Raw genomic sequence first — 16,603 nt, forward strand, 5'->3', positions numbered from 1 at the left:
ACGCCCGGCCTGCAGTGCAGGACCGGGCGTCGGCGAGGAAGCTACTTTGCGTCGGCCTTCTTGCCGGCACGCTTGCCATAGCGAGCCTCGAAGCGGGCCACACGACCACCGGTGTCGAGGATCTTCTGCTTGCCGGTGTAGAACGGGTGGCACTGCGAGCAGACCTCGACGGTGATGTGTCCCGACTCCTTGGTGCTGCGAGTCTGGAAGGTGTTGCCGCAACCACAGACGACGGTGGTCTCGACATACGCCGGGTGAATTCCTGCCTTCATGGGTGTCCTCTCGATATTGGCCGCCGGGTCGCCCGCGCAGATGGCGAGGACGTGAACCGGAGCCGACTTAGGCGGGAGGCCTGCTCCGCAGAGCAGACGCAACGACCACTCAGTATGCCAGAGCGGCAGTTACGCTCTCAAAACGCCCCCGGCCCCCGGTTTGTTCCCGCCCCCTAGGTAGTCCCCGAGTCTTATTGCCCATTGAACTACCGGCGCGCGTTGATCGTGTTCTTACCGAACCCTTAATTCGGGTAGTTCGCTACCCATGAATGCGAACAGCGTTGTTCATAGAGTTTGAGCCGTGGCGCACATCGGCGTGCCGAGACAGAAAGGAGAAGCATATGAACAGCCGCATCGCGCTGGCGGTGTACGTTTCGTTGATTCTCACTGTCGCGGTCGGCTGGTTTGCTGTACCGGATAGCCCTGATACCTACGCGTACGCGAAACCCACTGCCGCACAGTATGATTCGGCTGCCACCGCAGTGAGCACCGGAAGTCCGGCGACGACGGCGACCATCCTCGCCTTCATGATCGCGGGCGCGGCGGGCATCGGTCTCGCATTCTTCAGCCCACGGACGCCGAAAGGGCGCTCCCCCGCCTCCCCGCGCCTTCTGCCGGACGCCGCATGCGTGGAAACCCCCGTTGCGGACCGGCGGCAGGCAGTGGACTCCAGTTCAGGACGTACCCGACGAGTTACCCATGTGCGCACGAAATCAGTCGTGACGTATGCGCAAAAAGTACGGGGACTCCGCCTGAGCGGAGCCCCCGTTCATTCACTCGTCGAGCGCGCCCGGCGCGGTCTTACTGACCTGCATCAGGAACTCGAGGTTGTTCTTGGACTTCTTCAGGCGGTCGATCAGCAGATCGATCGCCTGGTGCGAATCCAGGCCGGACAGTACGCGGCGCAGTTTGTGCAGCACCGCCGCCTCGTCGGGGCTGAGCAGTAGCTCGTCCTTACGAGTGCCGGACGGGTTGACATCGACGGCCGGGAACACGCGCCGTTCCGCGATCTTGCGGTCCAGCTTGAGCTCGGCGTTACCGGTGCCCTTGAACTCCTCGAAGATCACCGTGTCACCGGTGGAGCCGGTCTCGACCATCGCGGTCGCGATGATGGTGAGCGAGCCGCCGTTCTCGATATTGCGCGCCGCACCCAGGAACCGCTTGGGCGGGTACAGCGCCGTCGAGTCGACACCGCCGGAGAGGATGCGGCCCGAGGCAGGCGAGGAGTTGTTGTACGCACGGCCCAATCGGGTGATCGAATCGAGCAGCACCACCACGTCCTTGCCCATTTCCACCAGGCGCTTGGCACGCTCGATGGCCAATTCGGCGACGGAGGTGTGATCTGACGGCGGACGGTCGAAGGTCGAGGCGATGACCTCACCCTTCACCGAACGCTGCATATCGGTGACCTCTTCAGGACGCTCGTCGACCAGCACGACCATGAGGTAGACCTCGGGGTTGTTGATGGCGATGGCGTTCGCGATGTCCTGCATGATCGTCGTCTTACCGGCCTTGGGCGGGGAGACGATCAGGGCGCGCTGGCCCTTACCGATCGGCATGATCAGGTCGATGACGCGCGTGGTCAGCTTATTCGGCTGGGTCTCCAGGCGCAGGCGCTGGTTCGGGTACAGCGGGGTGAGCTTGGCGAATTCGGGGCGCCGCTTGGCCGCGTCGACCTCACCGCCGTTGACCGTATCCAGGCGCACCAGCGGATCGAACTTCTGACGCTGGTTGCTCTGCTCACCGTCGCGCGGGGCGCGCACCGCACCGGTGATCGCGTCACCGCGACGCAGGCCGTTCTTGCGGACCAGATTCATCGAGACGTAAACGTCGTTCGGTCCGGCCAGGTACCCGGAGGTGCGCACGAAGGCGTAGTTGTCCAGCACATCGAGAATGCCCGCGACCGGCTGCAGAACATCGTCCTCGCGGATCTCCAGCTCACGGGCCTCACCGCCACCGGCACCACCCTCGCGGTCGCGACCACGACGACGCTCCCGGAACCGGCGACCCCGCCGTCCGCGACCGCCCTCGTCCTCGTCACCGCCACGTCCGGCCTCGCCACGGGCGGCCTCGCCACGACCGCCGCCATCGCCACCGCGGCCGCCGCCATCGCCACGGGCGGCCTCGCCACGGCCGCCGCCATCGCCACCACGGCCGACGGCAGCGCTGCCGTTCTGGTTGCGTTCACCCTGGTTACGCTCGCGGCGACGTTCGCCCTGCTCCTGCTCCTGCCGGGGCTCATCACCACGGGCATCGCCGACGGCAGCATCGCCTGCGGCGCGGGCCTGGTCGCGACCGCGACGCTGCCTGCCGCGGCCGCGCTGAGCACCGTCGCGAGCGGAATCCTCGGTGGTCTCCGCCGGCGCAGCGGCCTCGGCCTGCGCATCGGACTTCGATTCGGCCGAATTCGGCGCCGCGGAATCGGCAACGGCGTCGTTCGCGACAGCCTGTTTCGCCGGAGCGTCCTTGGGCTGGGCCTCCTTCGCCGGAGCGGGGGCTTCCTTCGCCGGAGCGGAAACCTCCTTCGCCGGAGCGGCGGGCGTCACATCGAGGGTGCCCTGCTCGGCCTTCGCCGACGCCGCCTTGGCGGCATCCGCATTGGACTTCACCTCGCCACGCGCGGATTTTTCCGCCTTCGCCGACTTTCCGGCCTGATTTTCCTTGATGGCGGCGATCAAATCGCCCTTGCGCATTCCAGAGGTACCTCGGATACCGAGCTCCCCCGCGAGCGCGCGCAACTGCGGCAACAACATTCCAGTCAGCCCCGATCGTGCGACGTCGGTTTGTTCGCTCATCTTCGAAATCTGTCCGGAGTCACTTTCGCGGCCCCCAGCCGGGTCGGAATTCACCCCGGGTGTCGCGAGCAGGTCCGTATCTGTCACGGAAATCCTTTCCTTCCCTCGACTGCCGTGTGCTGTTTCGAGGGTTTCGTCCCGCAGTCCGGGCGTTCTGCCGGACTCGGATGCGAGGGCCGAACACACAGCTCGGACCGGCGCTTTTGCCGTATCACCTGCCCCGCCGGACCGGCGGCTTCGCCACCAATTCCTGAAAGGTGGGAGAGATCATTCCAGTTGCGCAGCTACGCAGCACCCCCATGGCCTGGAGGCTCGAGCCTGCTGGAGCGATTGCCCTGATGAAGCACCGGCGTCTGATGCGCACGATGTACGGACGTGCTCAGGATAGCTGGCAACCTGGAACATCGGCAAGGCAGACGCGCCGTCAGTCGACCTGGACACCTTCCGCGAGGCCCGGCTCGAGCACGCGGAGCCCGTCGATGGCCGCGAGTTCCCGGAGTTCGGCGGGCAATTCGCTGGTACCCAGGGCCAGTACGGTCGGGCCGGCGCCGGATACCATCGCCGCGATCCCAGCCGCACGCAGCCGGGCGATCCAGTCGGTGGTCAGCGGCAGCGCGGGCGCGCGCTGGGGCTGATGCAAACGATCCGCGGTCGCGGGCAGGAGCAGGTCGGGACGTTGGGTCAGCGCGACGACCGCGAGTGCGGCGCGGCTGACATTGAACGCGGCATCGCCATGCGGCACGACCTCGGGCAACAGTCCGCGGGTATGCGCGGTCGATGAGCGCTCTTGCGGAATCAGCACCACCGGCCGCAGCGCCGGATGCGGATCCAGGCGCACCGCACGGTAGACGCGGCCGTGATCGAGTGCCGCGGCACCGTCGCTGCGCGCGTCCGCGGCGGTTTCGGTCCAGGACACCACGATTCCGCCGAGCACACTGGCCGCGGCATTGTCCGGATGACCTTCGAATTCCGATGCGAGCTGGACCAATTGGTCACTGCCGATGGCCAGTGCCGGGTCCAGCTTCGCGGCGAGCCCGCAGCCCGCGGCGAGGCCGCCGACCACCGCCGAGGCCGACGAACCCAGACCACGCGAATGCGGAATCACGTTGCGGCACACCACATCAAGACCATCGGCCCAGGCGCCCGCCGCCTCCAGGCCACGCTCGATCGCGCGTACCACGAGATGCGAAGGGCCCCATGGCACATCGTCGGCGCCCTCACCCTCCACGCGGATGGTGAGACCGGATTCGGTAGTGCACACCTCGATCTCGTCGTAGATGCCCAAAGCCATACCGAGCGAATCGAATCCGGGGCCGAGATTGGCACTGGACGCGGGCACCCGCGCGGTCACGGACAGACCGGCGGGCAGCGTCCTCGTCATCAGTTGGCCTTCGCGCGAGTTCAACTCAGGCCAGCTCGAGTTCGTGGGCGACCGCGATGGGGTCGACCGGAATCGGCTGTACCTGAGGCATTCCCGCGAGCGCGATATCCGGATCCTTGAGGCCGTTCCCGGTCACCGTGCACACGACGGTCAGCCCGGAATCCAGCCAACCCTCCGCGCGCGCGGCGAGCAGGCCGGCGATGCTGGCGGCCGACGCGGGCTCGACGAAAACCCCCTCGGCCGCGGCGACCAACCGGTACGCCGCCAGGATCTCCTCGTCGGTGGCGGCGCGGAAGGCGCCACCGGACTGCTCCTTGGCCTCCACCGCGCCGTTCCAGGACGCGGGCGCGCCGATCCGGATGGCGGTTGCGATGGTCTCCGGCTCCTTGACCGGGGCACCGTTGACCAGCGGCGCCGCACCCGCGGCCTGCACACCGAGCATGCGCGGCAGGCCGGTGGTGATGCCGTCGGCGTAGTACTCACGGTAACCGCGCCAGTAGGCGGTGATATTGCCCGCATTGCCCACCGGAAGGGCATGCACGTCGGGTGCCTTGCCGAGCACATCGCAGATCTCGAACGAGGCGGTCTTCTGGCCCTCGATGCGGGCCGGATTCACCGAATTCACCAGACCGACGGTCGGGAATTCCGCGGTGACCTTGCGCGCCAGCTCCAAACAGTCGTCGAAATTGCCGTCGACCTGGATGATCTTCGCGCCGAGCATGACGGCCTGGGCCAGCTTGCCCATGGCGATCTTGCCCTGCGGAATCAGCACCGCGCAGCTCATCCCGGCCCGGGTCGCATAGGCGGCCGCCGACGCCGAGGTGTTGCCGGTCGATGCGCACAACACCGCCTGCTGGCCGCGGTACTTCGCGTCGGTAATGGCCATGGTCATCCCGCGGTCCTTGAAGGATCCGGTCGGATTCAGGCCCTCCACCTTGAGATAGACATCACATCCGGTCAGCTCGGACAGATGCGGTGCGGGCACCAGCGGGGTGCCGCCCTCGTACAGGGTGACCGGCTCCCAGTCGGCGGCACCGGCCAGCCGATCGCGGTAGGCGGCGATCAGGCCAGGCCACGGGGAGTGCACCCCTGCCTGCGGCGCAACGCCAGTCGTACGCCCACCCGTCGCCTGACCGCCACCCCTCATCGAATCGCTGCGCGATGCAGTTGTCATTCTTTGGTGCCTTCCAATCTCAGAACGCTGGTCACGGATGTGACGGATTCCATTTCCGCCAAGGCGGCGACGGTGTCCGCGAGCGCCGACTCCGAAGCGTGGTGGGTCACCACGACCAGGCGCGCACCCTGACCGTGTCCTTCCTGACGGACCGTGGAGATGCTCACCTCGTGGTTGGCGAATTCGCCCGCCACCTTGGCCAGCACCCCAGGTCGGTCCGCGACCTGCAGGTTCACGTGGTAACGCGTGGGCGTATCGCCGATCGGCGCGATCGGTAGCTCAGCATAAACCGACTCGCCCGGAGCACGTCCACCGAAGAACTTATTGCGCGCCGCCATCACCAGATCGCCGAGTACCGCGGAGGCCGTCGGGGCGCCGCCCGCGCCCTGCCCATAGAACATCAGCCGACCGGCGTTCTCCGCCTCGACGACCACCGCGTTGAACGCGCCGGTCACCGCGGCCAACGGATGCTTGCGCGGGATGAGGGCCGGGTAGACGCGCACCGAGACGCGCTCCTTGCCGCCCTCTTCCGGACCCGGTTCGCCCGGACCGGCGGCGACCCGCTCGCAGATGGCCAGCAGCTTGACCGTGCAGTCCAGCGCGGAGGCCGTCTCGAGATCCTCGGCGGTGATCTTGGAAATACCCTCGCGGTACACATCGGCCGCCGTCACGCGGGTGTGAAAGGCCAGCGAGGCCAGGATCGCGGCCTTGGCGGCGGCGTCGTAGCCCTCCACGTCGGCGGTCGGATCGGCCTCCGCGTAGCCGAGGCGAGTGGCCTCTTCGAGGGTGACCCCGTAGTCGGCGCCGGTCTCGTCCATGGCGGAGAGGATGAAGTTGGTGGTGCCGTTGACGATGCCGACGACCTTGTTCACCCGGTCACCGGACAGCGACTGGATCAGCGGACGCACCACCGGGATCGCGCCCGCGACGGCGGCCTCGAAATACAGATCCGCGCGATTGCGCTCGGCAGCGGCCGCGAGTTCGCCGGTGTAATCGGCCAGCAGGGCCTTATTGGCGGTCACCACGGATTTGCCCGCGTTGAGTGCGGCCAGGATGAGGCGGCGGGCCGGATCGATACCGCCGATGACCTCGACCACCAGATCGACATCGTCGCGGGCGACCAGCGCGTCGGCATCGGTGGTCAGCAGTTCGGCCGAGATACCACGGTCGGCGTCGAGATTGCGCACGGCGACACCGCGCAGCACCAACGGCGCGCCGACGCGCGCACGCAAGTCATCGGCATGATCGCGCAGCATGCGGACCACCTCGGTACCGACATTGCCCATCCCGAGGACCGCGACTCCGATCGGACGATCGGTTGCCCATACGCCGAACTTCGCGGCAGCGGGCCCACCCGTCACCCGGCCACCACCCCCGATGGAATCGCTACGCGATACTGAGTTCATTGCACCTCCAGGCTGAGCAGATCCGCCACCGTTTCCCGGCGCAGAATGAGTCGTGGCACACCGTCTCGCACCGCGACGACCGCCGGACGCGTCAGCTGGTTGTACCGGCTGGACATCGAGTAGCAGTACGCACCGGTCGCGGCGACGGCGACCAGATCACCGGGGCCGACATCGGCGGGCATCCACGCATCGCGGATGACGATATCCCCACTCTCGCAATGCTTTCCGACGACCCGGGCGACCACGGGCGCGGCGTCGGAGGAGCGCGAGACCAAGCGGCAGTCGTAGTCGGCCTGATACAGCGCGGGACGGATGTTGTCGCTCATGCCACCGTCCACGCTGACATAGCGCCTGTGCAGACCGCCGTCGAGCGAGACGTCCTTGATGGTGCCGACTTCGTAGAGGGTGACAGTGCCTGGTCCCGCGATGGCGCGGCCGGGTTCGACGGCGATCTTCGGCTCGGGCAGTCCGGCGCGACGCGCCTCATTGGCGACGAGCTTGCATAGGCTCGCCGCGAATTCGTCGAGCGGCGGCGGATCGTCATTGGACAGGTACGAAATACCAAGTCCGCCACCGAGATCCAGCGTGGCGATCTGCGCGGTGCGCTCGATGCCGAACTTGTCGACGGCCTCACGCAACAGGCCGAGCATGCGGCGCGCGGCGATCTCGAATCCATCGATCTCGAAGATCTGCGAACCGATATGACTGTGCAGCCCGACGAGCCGGAGATTATCGGCCTCGAAGACGCGTGCGAGCGCCTCCATGGCATCGCCGCCCGCGATCGAGAAGCCGAACTTCTGATCCTCGTGCGCGGTCGAAATGTATTCGTGGGTATGGGCTTCCACGCCGACGGTGACGCGGACGAGCACATCCTGGACGACTCCCGCGCGGCCCGCGATGGCCTCCAGACGCTCGATCTCGATGAGCGAATCGACCACTACATGACCGACACCCGCCTCGACCGCCGCGGCCAGCTCGGCGGCCGATTTGTTGTTGCCGTGCAATGCGATTCGGTTCGCCGGGAAGCCCGCGTGCAATGCGATGGCCAGTTCGCCGCCGGAGCAGACGTCCAGGGACAGGCCCTCGTCGCGAATCCAGCGGGCGATCTCACCGCACAGGAATGCCTTGGAGGCGTAGTGAACTCGCGCGTCCGAGCCGAAGGCGGCGACCATATCGCGGCAACGCGAACGGAAGTCGTCCTCGTCGATCACGAACAGCGGGGTGCCGAACTGCTCGGCGAGTTCGGATACCGGCACACCGGCCAACCGCACGACGCCATCGGCATCGCGAGAAGCGTTGCGCGGCCACACATTCGCGGGCAGATCGATCATCTGCCGCGGATCGCTCGGACGCTGTGCGAGGCTGGGGGCGTGCGGGAATTCGGCGTGCCGAGGACCGGCAGGGTGGACACTCATCACATTCGCTCCGGTGCATTCACGCCGAGCAGGCCGAGGCCATTGCTCAGCACTTGACGGGTGGCATTGGCCAGGGCCAGCCTGGCGGCATTGGTCGGCGTGACGGATTCGTCGCCGAGGGGCAGTACGCGCAAGTTTTTATTGGTCTGGAACCGGTGATAGGTGCCGGCCAATTCCTCCAGATACCGGGCGAGGCGGTGCGGTTCACGCAGACTCGCGGCGCTGGCGACGGTGCGCGGGTACTCGCCGATGGTGCGGATGAGCTCACCCTCTTCATCGGCGGTGAGCAGACCGAAATCCGGTGTTACCGTGTCATATTCGAATTCGGCCGCGTTGCGCGCGATGGACGCGGTCCTAGCGTGCGCGTATTGCACATAGTAGACCGGGTTTTCGTTGCTCTGGCTGGTCCACAGGTTCAGGTCGATATCGATGCTCGAGTTCACCGAGCTGCGCACCAGCGAATACCGAGAGGCATCGACACCGATGGCCTCGACCAGATCGTCGAGGGTCACCACAGTGCCCGCACGCTTGGACATCCGCACGGCCACACCGTCTTTGACGAGATTCACCATCTGCCCGATGAGCACCTCGACGGTGGCCGGATCGTCGCCGAAGGCGGCTGCCGCGGCCTTCAACCGGCCGATATAGCCGTGATGGTCCGCACCGAGCATGTAAATGCACAGGTCGAAGCCGCGCGAGCGCTTGTTCTGGAAGTAGGCGATATCACCGGCGATATAGGCGGCATTGCCGTCGCTCTTGAGGACGACGCGGTCCTGATCGTCACCGTATTCGGAGCTGGCGATCCACCAGGCCCCGTCCTTTTCGTAGAGGTCGCCGGAATCCTTGAGCTTGGTGACGGCCTGTTCGACCGCACCGGATTCGAATAGCGAACTCTCGTTGAAATACACGTCGAAATCGGTGCCGAATTCGTGCAGCGATTCTTTGATATGGGCGAACATCAATTCGACGCCCGCGGCGCGGAACAGTTCGAGCTGCTCGCTTTCCGGCAGGGTCGGCGCCTCCGGATGCGCGGCCACGATCTTGGCGGCGATCTCGCCGATATATTCACCCGCGTAGCCGTTCTCCGGGGTCGGCGCGCCGGTGGCGGCGGCGACCAGGGATTTGGCGAAGCGGTCGATTTGCGCGCCATGGTCGTTGAAGTAGTACTCGCGGGTTACGTCGGCGCCCTGTGCGGCCAGAATGCGGCCGAGCGCATCACCGACGGAGGCCCAGCGGGTGCCGCCGAGATGTACCGGACCGGTCGGATTGGCCGACACGAATTCCAGATTGATCCGGGCGCCCTTCAGGGTGTCGGAGGTGCCGTAGGCCGCGCCGGCGGTCAATACCTGTTGCAGGATCGCGCCCTGCGCGGAGGCGGCGAGCCGGATGTTGAGGAAGCCGGGACCGGCCACCTCGGCGGTATCGATGCCGTCCGCATCGGCCAGCGCCGCGGCCAGCCACGTCGCCAACTCGCGCGGATTCGTTCCGGCCTTCTTACCTACCTGCATGGCCACATTCGTGGCATAGTCGCCATGTTCCGGATTACGGGGGCGCTCCACGTTGACCTCGTCGGGCAGGACCGCAGGGTCCAGTCCACGTTCGACAAGCACCTTCGCCGCGGTCGCGCGAAGGAGATCTGCAAGGTCAGCTGGAGTCACGAGTCTCTATCCTATGGTCTGGGCAGGTGTACGCCTCGAGTGGGCACCTCGGCGGAGCCCTCCGCAACCACCCAGCACCGTGGATCAATACGTGGAAAGAGCACAGCGAGCTATGCCGAGCAGCACGAGCGCCAAATCGGCCAAGGCCGTCCGGGCCGCGGAGAAGGTCGCACCGTCGCGGAAAAAGGGCGGCGGCAAGGTTCCGATGGGCAAGGGCCCGTTGAAGAAGCGCCAGATCCCCTGGTTGGTCATCGGGGCCGCCACAGTGATCATCGCATTGATCGGTGCGCTCGCGTTCAGCCTGGTGCCGAAGTATCGGGACAAGGCCGAGCTCGAGAAATTCACGCCCAGCGCGCAGAAGAAGGATCCGTCGGATCAGATCACCGGGGTGACCAAGAAGGACTACCCGGCGGGCCTGCATGTCGCGGGCACCCAGCGCGTCGCCTACGACCAGACCCCGCCGTTCGGTGGTCCGCACGATCAGGTGTGGGCGAACTGCATGGGTGTGGTCTACAGCAAGCCGATCCGGGTGGAGAACGCGGTGCATTCGCTCGAGCACGGTGCGGTGTGGATCACCTACAACCCCGACAAGATCGACGCGGCGGGCATCGACACGCTGAAGCAGAAGGTCGAAGGTAAGCCGTTCACGTTGATGTCACCGTTCCCCGGTCTGTCATCGGCGGTGACGCTGCAGTCCTGGGGGCACCAGCTGAAGCTGGACAGCGCCGACGACAAGCGGGTCAACCAGTTCATCACTGCCCTGCGCGAGAACCCGTACACCTACCCCGAGGTCAACGCGAGCTGCTCGAATCCGGCGTTCGACGCGAACAACCCGACACCGTACGATCCGACGCCGCCCGGGCCGGATGCGGTGCCGATGGACGGTAAGGGTTTGGCCCAGGACCAGACCGAACTCGGCGGCGCCTCGGGTGGTCTGCCCGGTATGCCGAACATTCCGGGCGTGCCGAACATCCCCGGTGTGCCCACCGGGATTCCGACCCAACCGGCGGAAGGGCAGTAGCTGCCGATGGATACCGAAATCGAGCCGGATGTAGCCACCGATTCCACGGGTTTGGGTGCGCAGGCACGGCGGCAGCGCACGCCACTGCTGGTGCTCGGCGCGATCGGCATTCTGCTGATCGGCTTCGCGGTCGGCGTGCTGGTCCGGCTGCCGCTGGACGGTAATAGCGAACCCGATCCCGGTGCGGTCGATATCGGCTTCAGCCAGGACATGTCCGCCCACCACGCGCAGGCCGTCGAGATGGCCGGTATCGCGCTCATCGGTTCCACCGACAACGATGTCCGCCGACTGGCCTACGACATTCTGACCACCCAGCAGGGGCAGATCGGCCGGCTGCAGGGCTGGCTGCAGATGTGGGGTAAGCCGAATCAGAATGTCGACGGCTATATGGGCTGGATGACTGAACAGTCGGGCCATTCGCATTCCGGCGCCGACCACCCGATGCCCGCCGGCCCATCGGCGTCCATGCCCGGCATGGCGACCACCGCGGAACTGACCACGTTGCGCCAGGCCACCGGCCCCGCCCTGGACAGAATGTTCCTGCAGCTGATGCTGCGCCACCACCAAGGCGGACTCGCCATGATCCAATACGCCGCCCAGCACGCCGAAACCACCGCGGTGCGCACCCTGGCATCCACCATGGCAACCACCCAACAGGGCGAAGCCCAACTGATCACCACCATGCTGACCGCCCGCAACGCGACACCACTGCCGCAGAACTGATCCACCGTATCGGGCCCGGAGCACCGAAACTCCCCGGCCCGACACACTTTTTGGCGGACGCCCCGCAATGCGATACGCTTGGCCCCGCCCGATCGGCCGCCTCAACCGGTACCGTTCGAGAACTATCCCGCCCTCGTAGCTCAGGGGATAGAGCGTCTGCCTCCGGAGCAGAAGGCCGCAGGTTCGAATCCTGCCGAGGGCACGCATGACAAAGGCTCCGTACCAGTACGAACACTGATCGGAGCCTTTCTCGTCTACACAATCAGCCCGCGTCGATGACACGCGATGACACAACCTCACCCAAAGTCGCCGCCGCCGCACGCAACGCATCGTCCTGCGAATGGGTGTAGATCCTCGCCGTGACACTGGCATCCGCGTGCCCCAGCCACGCCGCTATGACCGCCATCGGCACCTTCCGGAGATGCATCGTCGTGCCGCAGGTGTGACGAGCATCATGAAGCCGGATATGCCGGACACCGGCCCGCTTGACCGCCTTCGCCCACCGATGGGTCAACGTGTCCGGGTGGTACGGGGTGCCGTCCTCGTTGCAGGCCACGTAATCCCCGTCTCGATACCCCTCCCCCAGCTGCAACCGGTCCGCCAATTGGCGACGACGAGCCCGCCGCAGAACCTCCACCATCTCAATGTCCATCGGTAGTGTGCGCTCCGACGCCTCGGTCTTCGGGTCGTCCTCCACCGCCTTCCCGCCCGCCGAGGCACGACCGATGTGCACCACCAACGTCTTGCGCTCCAGATCGACACCACTCCACCGCAGCCCGCCCAGTTCACTACGCCGCAGCCCGCACAGCGCCAGAAACCACAGGTGCCCGTCCCGATCGTTCTCCAGACTCGCCAGCACCTTCGAGACCTCGGCCGGTGTGTAGGTGACCACCTTCCGCTTGCGGCCAGCCTTCGGCTTGATAGCCCGTGCAACGTTGTGCGACAGCAATTTCCGTTCGATCGCATAGTCCAGCACCATCGAAGTCGTCTCAATCGTCCGTTTCAGCGACCGAGCCGCCCACGGCCGACGACGCCTCCCCTGCGCCGTCTCGGTGCCTCCCTGCTTGAGCGCCGACACCAAGTCATCCAGGTGCTTGCGCGTCAGCTTCTGCACCGGCAACCCACCATGCCGTTCCCGCAGCGGAGCCAAGTTGTACCGATACCCTGCCAGCGTCGTCTGTCGAGCCCAGTGCAGGCTGTCCAACCAGTCGCCGCACACCTCTTCGACCGTGACATCCTTGCGCGGCACGAAGCTCCCCGATGCAGCCTCAGCCAGGAACCGCGCCAGTGCCGCCCGAGCTTCCTTCTCCGTCCGGAACCGTCGCCGCACCTGGTGCCGCTTCCCGGTCTCCGGATCGATGCCCGCATCGGCACGAACTTGGTACCGCACCACCTCCTTTCCCGATTGCCGTTCTGTCACAGTCACTTTCGTAATCTGCGGCGGCAATTGCTGACGACTCATGCCGCCGCCTGGTCGAGACCGGAGATGTAGTCGGCCACCGCCTGCTCGGTGACGAAGCGTCGACGGCCGATCTTGACCGAGCGCAGTTGGCCGGTGCCGATGAGTTCGTAGTACTTGCTGTGTCCGATCGGGATCAGCTTGCGGACTTCGGTTTCGTTGAGCAATCTGGACATGACGGGCTCCCCCTATGCTGCCAAATGGTTGGTGAATGAATTCTGTTGTGGCACAACGGTTTCATGTGATCCGCCGCCGTCTGGTGGTCCTTCGTCGTTCACGAGGCGGGCCATCGTGTATTGCGCGCGCTGACTGATCCGGGCCGATACCAACGCCATGATCAAGTGCGAACGTGGCGGCGCGTCCCGGTCACCCGGACCGACCGGAGTGATCCGCAGGTGCGAGGCATCCGGCGGGAAGATCCCGATAGCGGCCAGTTCCTTGCGGACGAATTCCATCCGTTCGGCCTTGTGGTCGGGAATCGTCTTACCGGTCCAGCCACCGGAGGACACGCAGCGTTTTCCGGGGACGCCGATCAGGTCACGGCGATGATTCTTGCCCCGGCAGCGGCCCGGTTGGGTCTTCTCGGTGGCGCCCTTGGGGACGATGCCGTAGCGCAGCCACACAGCGCATTTCTCCGAGCAGGGGGTGCGTTGCAGTTCTTCGTGCAACCGGTCATAGTGGCGGTTCACGCGCGGACTGTCAGACTCCAGCACCTCGGTCACGGACTTGGTCAGGTACTTGGTCAGATAGGCGACCTTACGATCCATCTCCGGTGTGCCCGCCAGGATTTGGACCGGTTTGCACTGGCCCCCGAACCGCATCGTGTGCGCGGGTTCGATGTCATCGACGGAATCGATGATGTCCAGCGCGTCGTCCCAGTAGGTCAACGCCCGCCCGGTATTCGGGTCCACGAACGTGCCCACCCGGTGGTCCCAGACCGGCATATGGTCGCCGGAATACACCTCGTTCTCGGGGTCGAAGTGCGGCCACCATGTGCTGCGGTAGGTCGCCGCGGTCACCGCGTACAGGAGTTTGGTGGGGATCGAGCCCCGGATCGCGAGGTGGATGTGGGGGGCGCCGCGTTTCTGTGGTTCGACGGTGCCGAAGTACTGCACATTCCAGCCCACAGCGCGACGCAGGTTGATGACCCAGTGATCGAACAACCGCTTGACGTGCATGATGTCGCGAGCAGCGCGCGCGTAGTCGTAGGAGTCCGGGTCACGGGGTGAACCGTCGGAGACCACCTTGCCGGTCTCCTCGTCACGCACCCGGTTGATATGCCCATAGGAATCCACCGTCAGCGTGAAGAACGTCGAGGGCCGATATTTGCCGTTGGCGTAGGCGGTGCCGACCGTCGTGCGGGCGACCTTCTTACGCGGCAGGTCCGGCAGATCATCCCGCCGCCTGGTCGACTTCGCTCGACGACGCGGTGTCGGGTCCAGCGACGGGAGACGGCCCCGCACACCGAGTTCCCGCAGCTCGACATCCAGGTCAGCCACCAGGGTCTTGACCGCTTCGGCGAGTTCGGTGTCCCCGTCGCGGCGAGCGTCGTGGTAGTTGCTGAACAACTCGGCACGAGCGGCCAACACCTCGGCCTGGTCGCGAGTCACGACCGGTTCCGGATGCACGGGTTCGTGTTCCGCGCACCAACCCTCCCGCAGCTGGGTCACCCGCACATACTTGTTCGCCTTCGCGCACGCCGGGCACGTCGACGCCACCGTGGCCTTGCACGGAGCACCGACATAGGAGACACGGCCGGTGTTCGTGTCGAACGCCCGCATCGGCACCACACGAGCACAGACGCCCTGTTCCTGAGCGACCGATTCCGCGATATCGCGAAGGTCCGGCATCGCACGACGTTCGGCGGCGGTCTGACGATTCGGCGCGACAGCACCGACCGGGACGGAACCGATAGCCTGGGTTGCGGTCACGCTGCTTCCTTCTGATCCCAGAGCCATTCCACCTGTGTCGGGGGCAGGGTGATGGTTTCGGCCAGTGAATCCCGGTGCCGGAATGTCAGTTCCACGGTTGCTGGGGCGACGATTGTTGCGCGGCATTGCTGGGCACCGAAGGCGTGCGCGAGGTGGGTGACACGGTTTTCGTAGTCGTCGGGGCATTGACCGGCCAGCATCCTCACTCGCAACCGATCGACGCTCTCCCCGACCTCGACACTGATCAGCCGCGGTACGAGGGTGCCGTCGTCGTAGGTGACCGAGAGGTGGCAGGCGGTGAGTAGTTTCACCCAGCGGCGCCGATACCGGAACCAGGTCAGGAACCGGGTCCGTGCCCGCCGGGTCACCCACCGCTCGAACATCTCCGGACGACTACGCCGCCAGAGCATGATCCCCGCTGCGGATATCCCGACCACCACGACGCCGGCGGGCCAGCCGAGCAGCACACCAGCGAGCACAGCGGACGCGAGCGGGATCGAGATCATCGGGAACAACACCGTCCAGGCAGTGACCGCCCACACCGTATTCAGCAGGCCCACCGCGATCCGGTCGAACACGTCCAGGCCGTTCGGGTTGGTTGTTTTCGTGGTCATGATGCGGCCTCCTGGCCGGAGAGATCGAGGGTGAGCTGGGTGGGTTGTTCGCGGTCGCCGATCCAGGACCGCCACATCTCACTATCTGAATGCCGGTACACGACAAGATGTTTCGCGCTCTGACCACCACAAGCGATCTTGTCGGCAATCAACAGGGCTTGGGTGATGTTGCTGATGTTCGGCAGGTGCCGGACACTGCGACCGACCTTGACGCCCCACTGCACCGGCTTGCGGGTACTCACGCCGCCACCTGGTGGCCGAGTGCTTCGGCGACCGCTGAGACCAGGTCACGCGCCGCGGGTGGGGTGACGGCGTTTCCGGCTTGGCGGACCTGTTCACGGCGGTTACCGAGGATCACGTAGTGCTGGTGGAAGGCCATCGCGCGGGCGATCTCGGTGGGTTCGAGCATCCGGAACTCGCAGTCCTCCACTACCGGTGCGGGGATGGTGAGCCCGTGATGTGTGCCAGCGGCGGCGATGGTGTCGAGCGGTTCGTGAACCGATTTGGTCGTGTTGTGGTTGCGCAGCGGCACGACCAGGGCGTACCGGTCGCGGGTGGTGGCGGTGCCGTGCGGTTCCTGAGCGGTGCGGGCGCTGCCATTGCCGTAGTAGGGCACCAGCAGCGCGGTTTCATTACGGGTGGTCATCGTGCGTACCGGGTCAGCGGTACTGCGCGCATACACCCCGACACGGCCCTCTACCGGGACAAGCAGCCCGTCGGCCTCCCTGGTCGTGCGGGTGGGCATGGGGTCGGC

Annotated in this window: 15 protein-coding genes and 1 tRNA gene; 3 read left to right on the forward strand and 13 right to left on the reverse strand. The window is 65.9% G+C overall.

Annotated elements, in window-relative coordinates; genetic code table 11:
* Positions 1-41 precede the first annotated feature (41 nt).
* From rpmE to argS, 7 genes are all read right to left on the reverse strand, one after another.
* Positions 42-272: a 50S ribosomal protein L31 gene (gene rpmE, locus ACW2Q0_RS29715; RefSeq protein ID WP_062982643.1), complete on the reverse strand. Its 231-nt coding sequence runs from the start codon at positions 270-272 to the stop codon at positions 42-44.
* Positions 273-1,045: 773 nt separating this feature from the next.
* The gene (gene rho / locus ACW2Q0_RS29720) at positions 1,046-3,154 is read right to left on the reverse strand and encodes a transcription termination factor Rho (protein WP_457194236.1); all 2,109 of its coding nucleotides are present in this window, start codon (positions 3,152-3,154) and stop codon (positions 1,046-1,048) included.
* Positions 3,155-3,491: 337 nt separating this feature from the next.
* Positions 3,492-4,448 (reverse strand): homoserine kinase, encoded by a 957-nt coding sequence (gene thrB, locus ACW2Q0_RS29725; protein WP_457194237.1) that lies wholly within the window; start codon positions 4,446-4,448, stop codon positions 3,492-3,494.
* Between the two features lie 25 nt (positions 4,449-4,473).
* On the reverse strand, positions 4,474-5,595 hold the full coding sequence (gene thrC / locus ACW2Q0_RS29730) for a threonine synthase (RefSeq protein WP_457194249.1): 1,122 nt from the start codon (positions 5,593-5,595) through the stop codon (positions 4,474-4,476).
* Positions 5,596-5,618: 23 nt separating this feature from the next.
* Positions 5,619-7,028, reverse strand: coding sequence for a homoserine dehydrogenase (locus ACW2Q0_RS29735; protein WP_457194238.1), 1,410 nt, complete (start codon positions 7,026-7,028; stop codon positions 5,619-5,621).
* Positions 7,025-8,443 (reverse strand): diaminopimelate decarboxylase, encoded by a 1,419-nt coding sequence (gene lysA / locus ACW2Q0_RS29740; protein ID WP_457194239.1) that lies wholly within the window; start codon positions 8,441-8,443, stop codon positions 7,025-7,027. The genes ACW2Q0_RS29735 and lysA overlap by 4 nt, the downstream gene beginning before the upstream one ends.
* Complete coding sequence (gene argS / locus ACW2Q0_RS29745; RefSeq protein WP_457194240.1) at positions 8,443-10,101, reverse strand: arginine--tRNA ligase; 1,659 nt, start codon at positions 10,099-10,101, stop codon at positions 8,443-8,445. Before argS ends, lysA begins: the two co-directional genes overlap by 1 nt.
* Before the next feature lie 112 nt (positions 10,102-10,213).
* Here argS and ACW2Q0_RS29750 point away from each other — a divergent pair, with 112 nt between their 5' ends.
* From ACW2Q0_RS29750 to ACW2Q0_RS29760, 3 genes are all read left to right on the forward strand, one after another.
* Entirely contained in the window at positions 10,214-11,122 is a 909-nt protein-coding gene (locus ACW2Q0_RS29750) for a DUF3105 domain-containing protein (RefSeq protein ID WP_457194241.1), read from the forward strand.
* 6 nt (positions 11,123-11,128) lie between these two features.
* Positions 11,129-11,845, forward strand: a complete 717-nt coding sequence (locus ACW2Q0_RS29755; protein WP_457194242.1) for a DUF305 domain-containing protein — start codon at positions 11,129-11,131, stop codon at positions 11,843-11,845.
* A gap of 129 nt (positions 11,846-11,974) precedes the next feature.
* A tRNA-Arg gene (locus ACW2Q0_RS29760) sits at positions 11,975-12,047 on the forward strand.
* A 60-nt stretch (positions 12,048-12,107) separates the two neighbouring features.
* Here the strand turns inward: ACW2Q0_RS29760 and ACW2Q0_RS29765 are convergent.
* The 6 genes from ACW2Q0_RS29765 to ACW2Q0_RS29790 all read right to left on the reverse strand — a co-directional run.
* Positions 12,108-13,271: a tyrosine-type recombinase/integrase gene (locus ACW2Q0_RS29765; RefSeq protein ID WP_457194243.1), complete on the reverse strand. Its 1,164-nt coding sequence runs from the start codon at positions 13,269-13,271 to the stop codon at positions 12,108-12,110.
* A gap of 32 nt (positions 13,272-13,303) precedes the next feature.
* On the reverse strand, positions 13,304-13,480 hold the full coding sequence (locus ACW2Q0_RS29770) for an excisionase (RefSeq protein ID WP_457194244.1): 177 nt from the start codon (positions 13,478-13,480) through the stop codon (positions 13,304-13,306).
* Between the two features lie 12 nt (positions 13,481-13,492).
* Complete coding sequence (locus tag ACW2Q0_RS29775) at positions 13,493-15,235, reverse strand: replication initiator (protein ID WP_457194245.1); 1,743 nt, start codon at positions 15,233-15,235, stop codon at positions 13,493-13,495.
* The gene (locus ACW2Q0_RS29780) at positions 15,232-15,849 is read right to left on the reverse strand and encodes a hypothetical protein (RefSeq protein WP_457194246.1); all 618 of its coding nucleotides are present in this window, start codon (positions 15,847-15,849) and stop codon (positions 15,232-15,234) included. Before ACW2Q0_RS29780 ends, ACW2Q0_RS29775 begins: the two co-directional genes overlap by 4 nt.
* A complete protein-coding gene (locus ACW2Q0_RS29785) occupies positions 15,846-16,091 on the reverse strand; it encodes a hypothetical protein (RefSeq protein WP_457194247.1) in 246 nt (81 codons plus the stop codon). Before ACW2Q0_RS29785 ends, ACW2Q0_RS29780 begins: the two co-directional genes overlap by 4 nt.
* Positions 16,088-16,603, reverse strand: a 516-nt coding sequence (locus ACW2Q0_RS29790) for a DNA cytosine methyltransferase (RefSeq protein WP_457194248.1), incomplete at its 5' end; no start/stop codon positions are given. The genes ACW2Q0_RS29790 and ACW2Q0_RS29785, both read right to left, overlap by 4 nt.

The organism is Nocardia citri (assembly GCF_054065835.1).

What these genes read in the sequence shown, in the direction of transcription:
- rpmE (WP_062982643.1), bottom strand. Translation starts at nt 272, where the DNA reads ATGAAGGCAGGAATTCACCCGGCGTATGTCGAGACCACCGTCGTCTGT.
- thrB (WP_457194237.1), bottom strand. Translation starts at nt 4,448, where the DNA reads ATGACGAGGACGCTGCCCGCCGGTCTGTCCGTGACCGCGCGGGTGCCC.
- thrC (WP_457194249.1), bottom strand. Translation starts at nt 5,595, where the DNA reads ATGAGGGGTGGCGGTCAGGCGACGGGTGGGCGTACGACTGGCGTTGCG.
- ACW2Q0_RS29735 (WP_457194238.1), bottom strand. Translation starts at nt 7,028, where the DNA reads ATGAACTCAGTATCGCGTAGCGATTCCATCGGGGGTGGTGGCCGGGTG.
- lysA (WP_457194239.1), bottom strand. Translation starts at nt 8,443, where the DNA reads ATGAGTGTCCACCCTGCCGGTCCTCGGCACGCCGAATTCCCGCACGCC.
- ACW2Q0_RS29750 (WP_457194241.1), top strand. Translation starts at nt 10,214, where the DNA reads ATGCCGAGCAGCACGAGCGCCAAATCGGCCAAGGCCGTCCGGGCCGCG.
- ACW2Q0_RS29755 (WP_457194242.1), top strand. Translation starts at nt 11,129, where the DNA reads ATGGATACCGAAATCGAGCCGGATGTAGCCACCGATTCCACGGGTTTG.
- ACW2Q0_RS29770 (WP_457194244.1), bottom strand. Translation starts at nt 13,480, where the DNA reads ATGTCCAGATTGCTCAACGAAACCGAAGTCCGCAAGCTGATCCCGATC.
- ACW2Q0_RS29780 (WP_457194246.1), bottom strand. Translation starts at nt 15,849, where the DNA reads ATGACCACGAAAACAACCAACCCGAACGGCCTGGACGTGTTCGACCGG.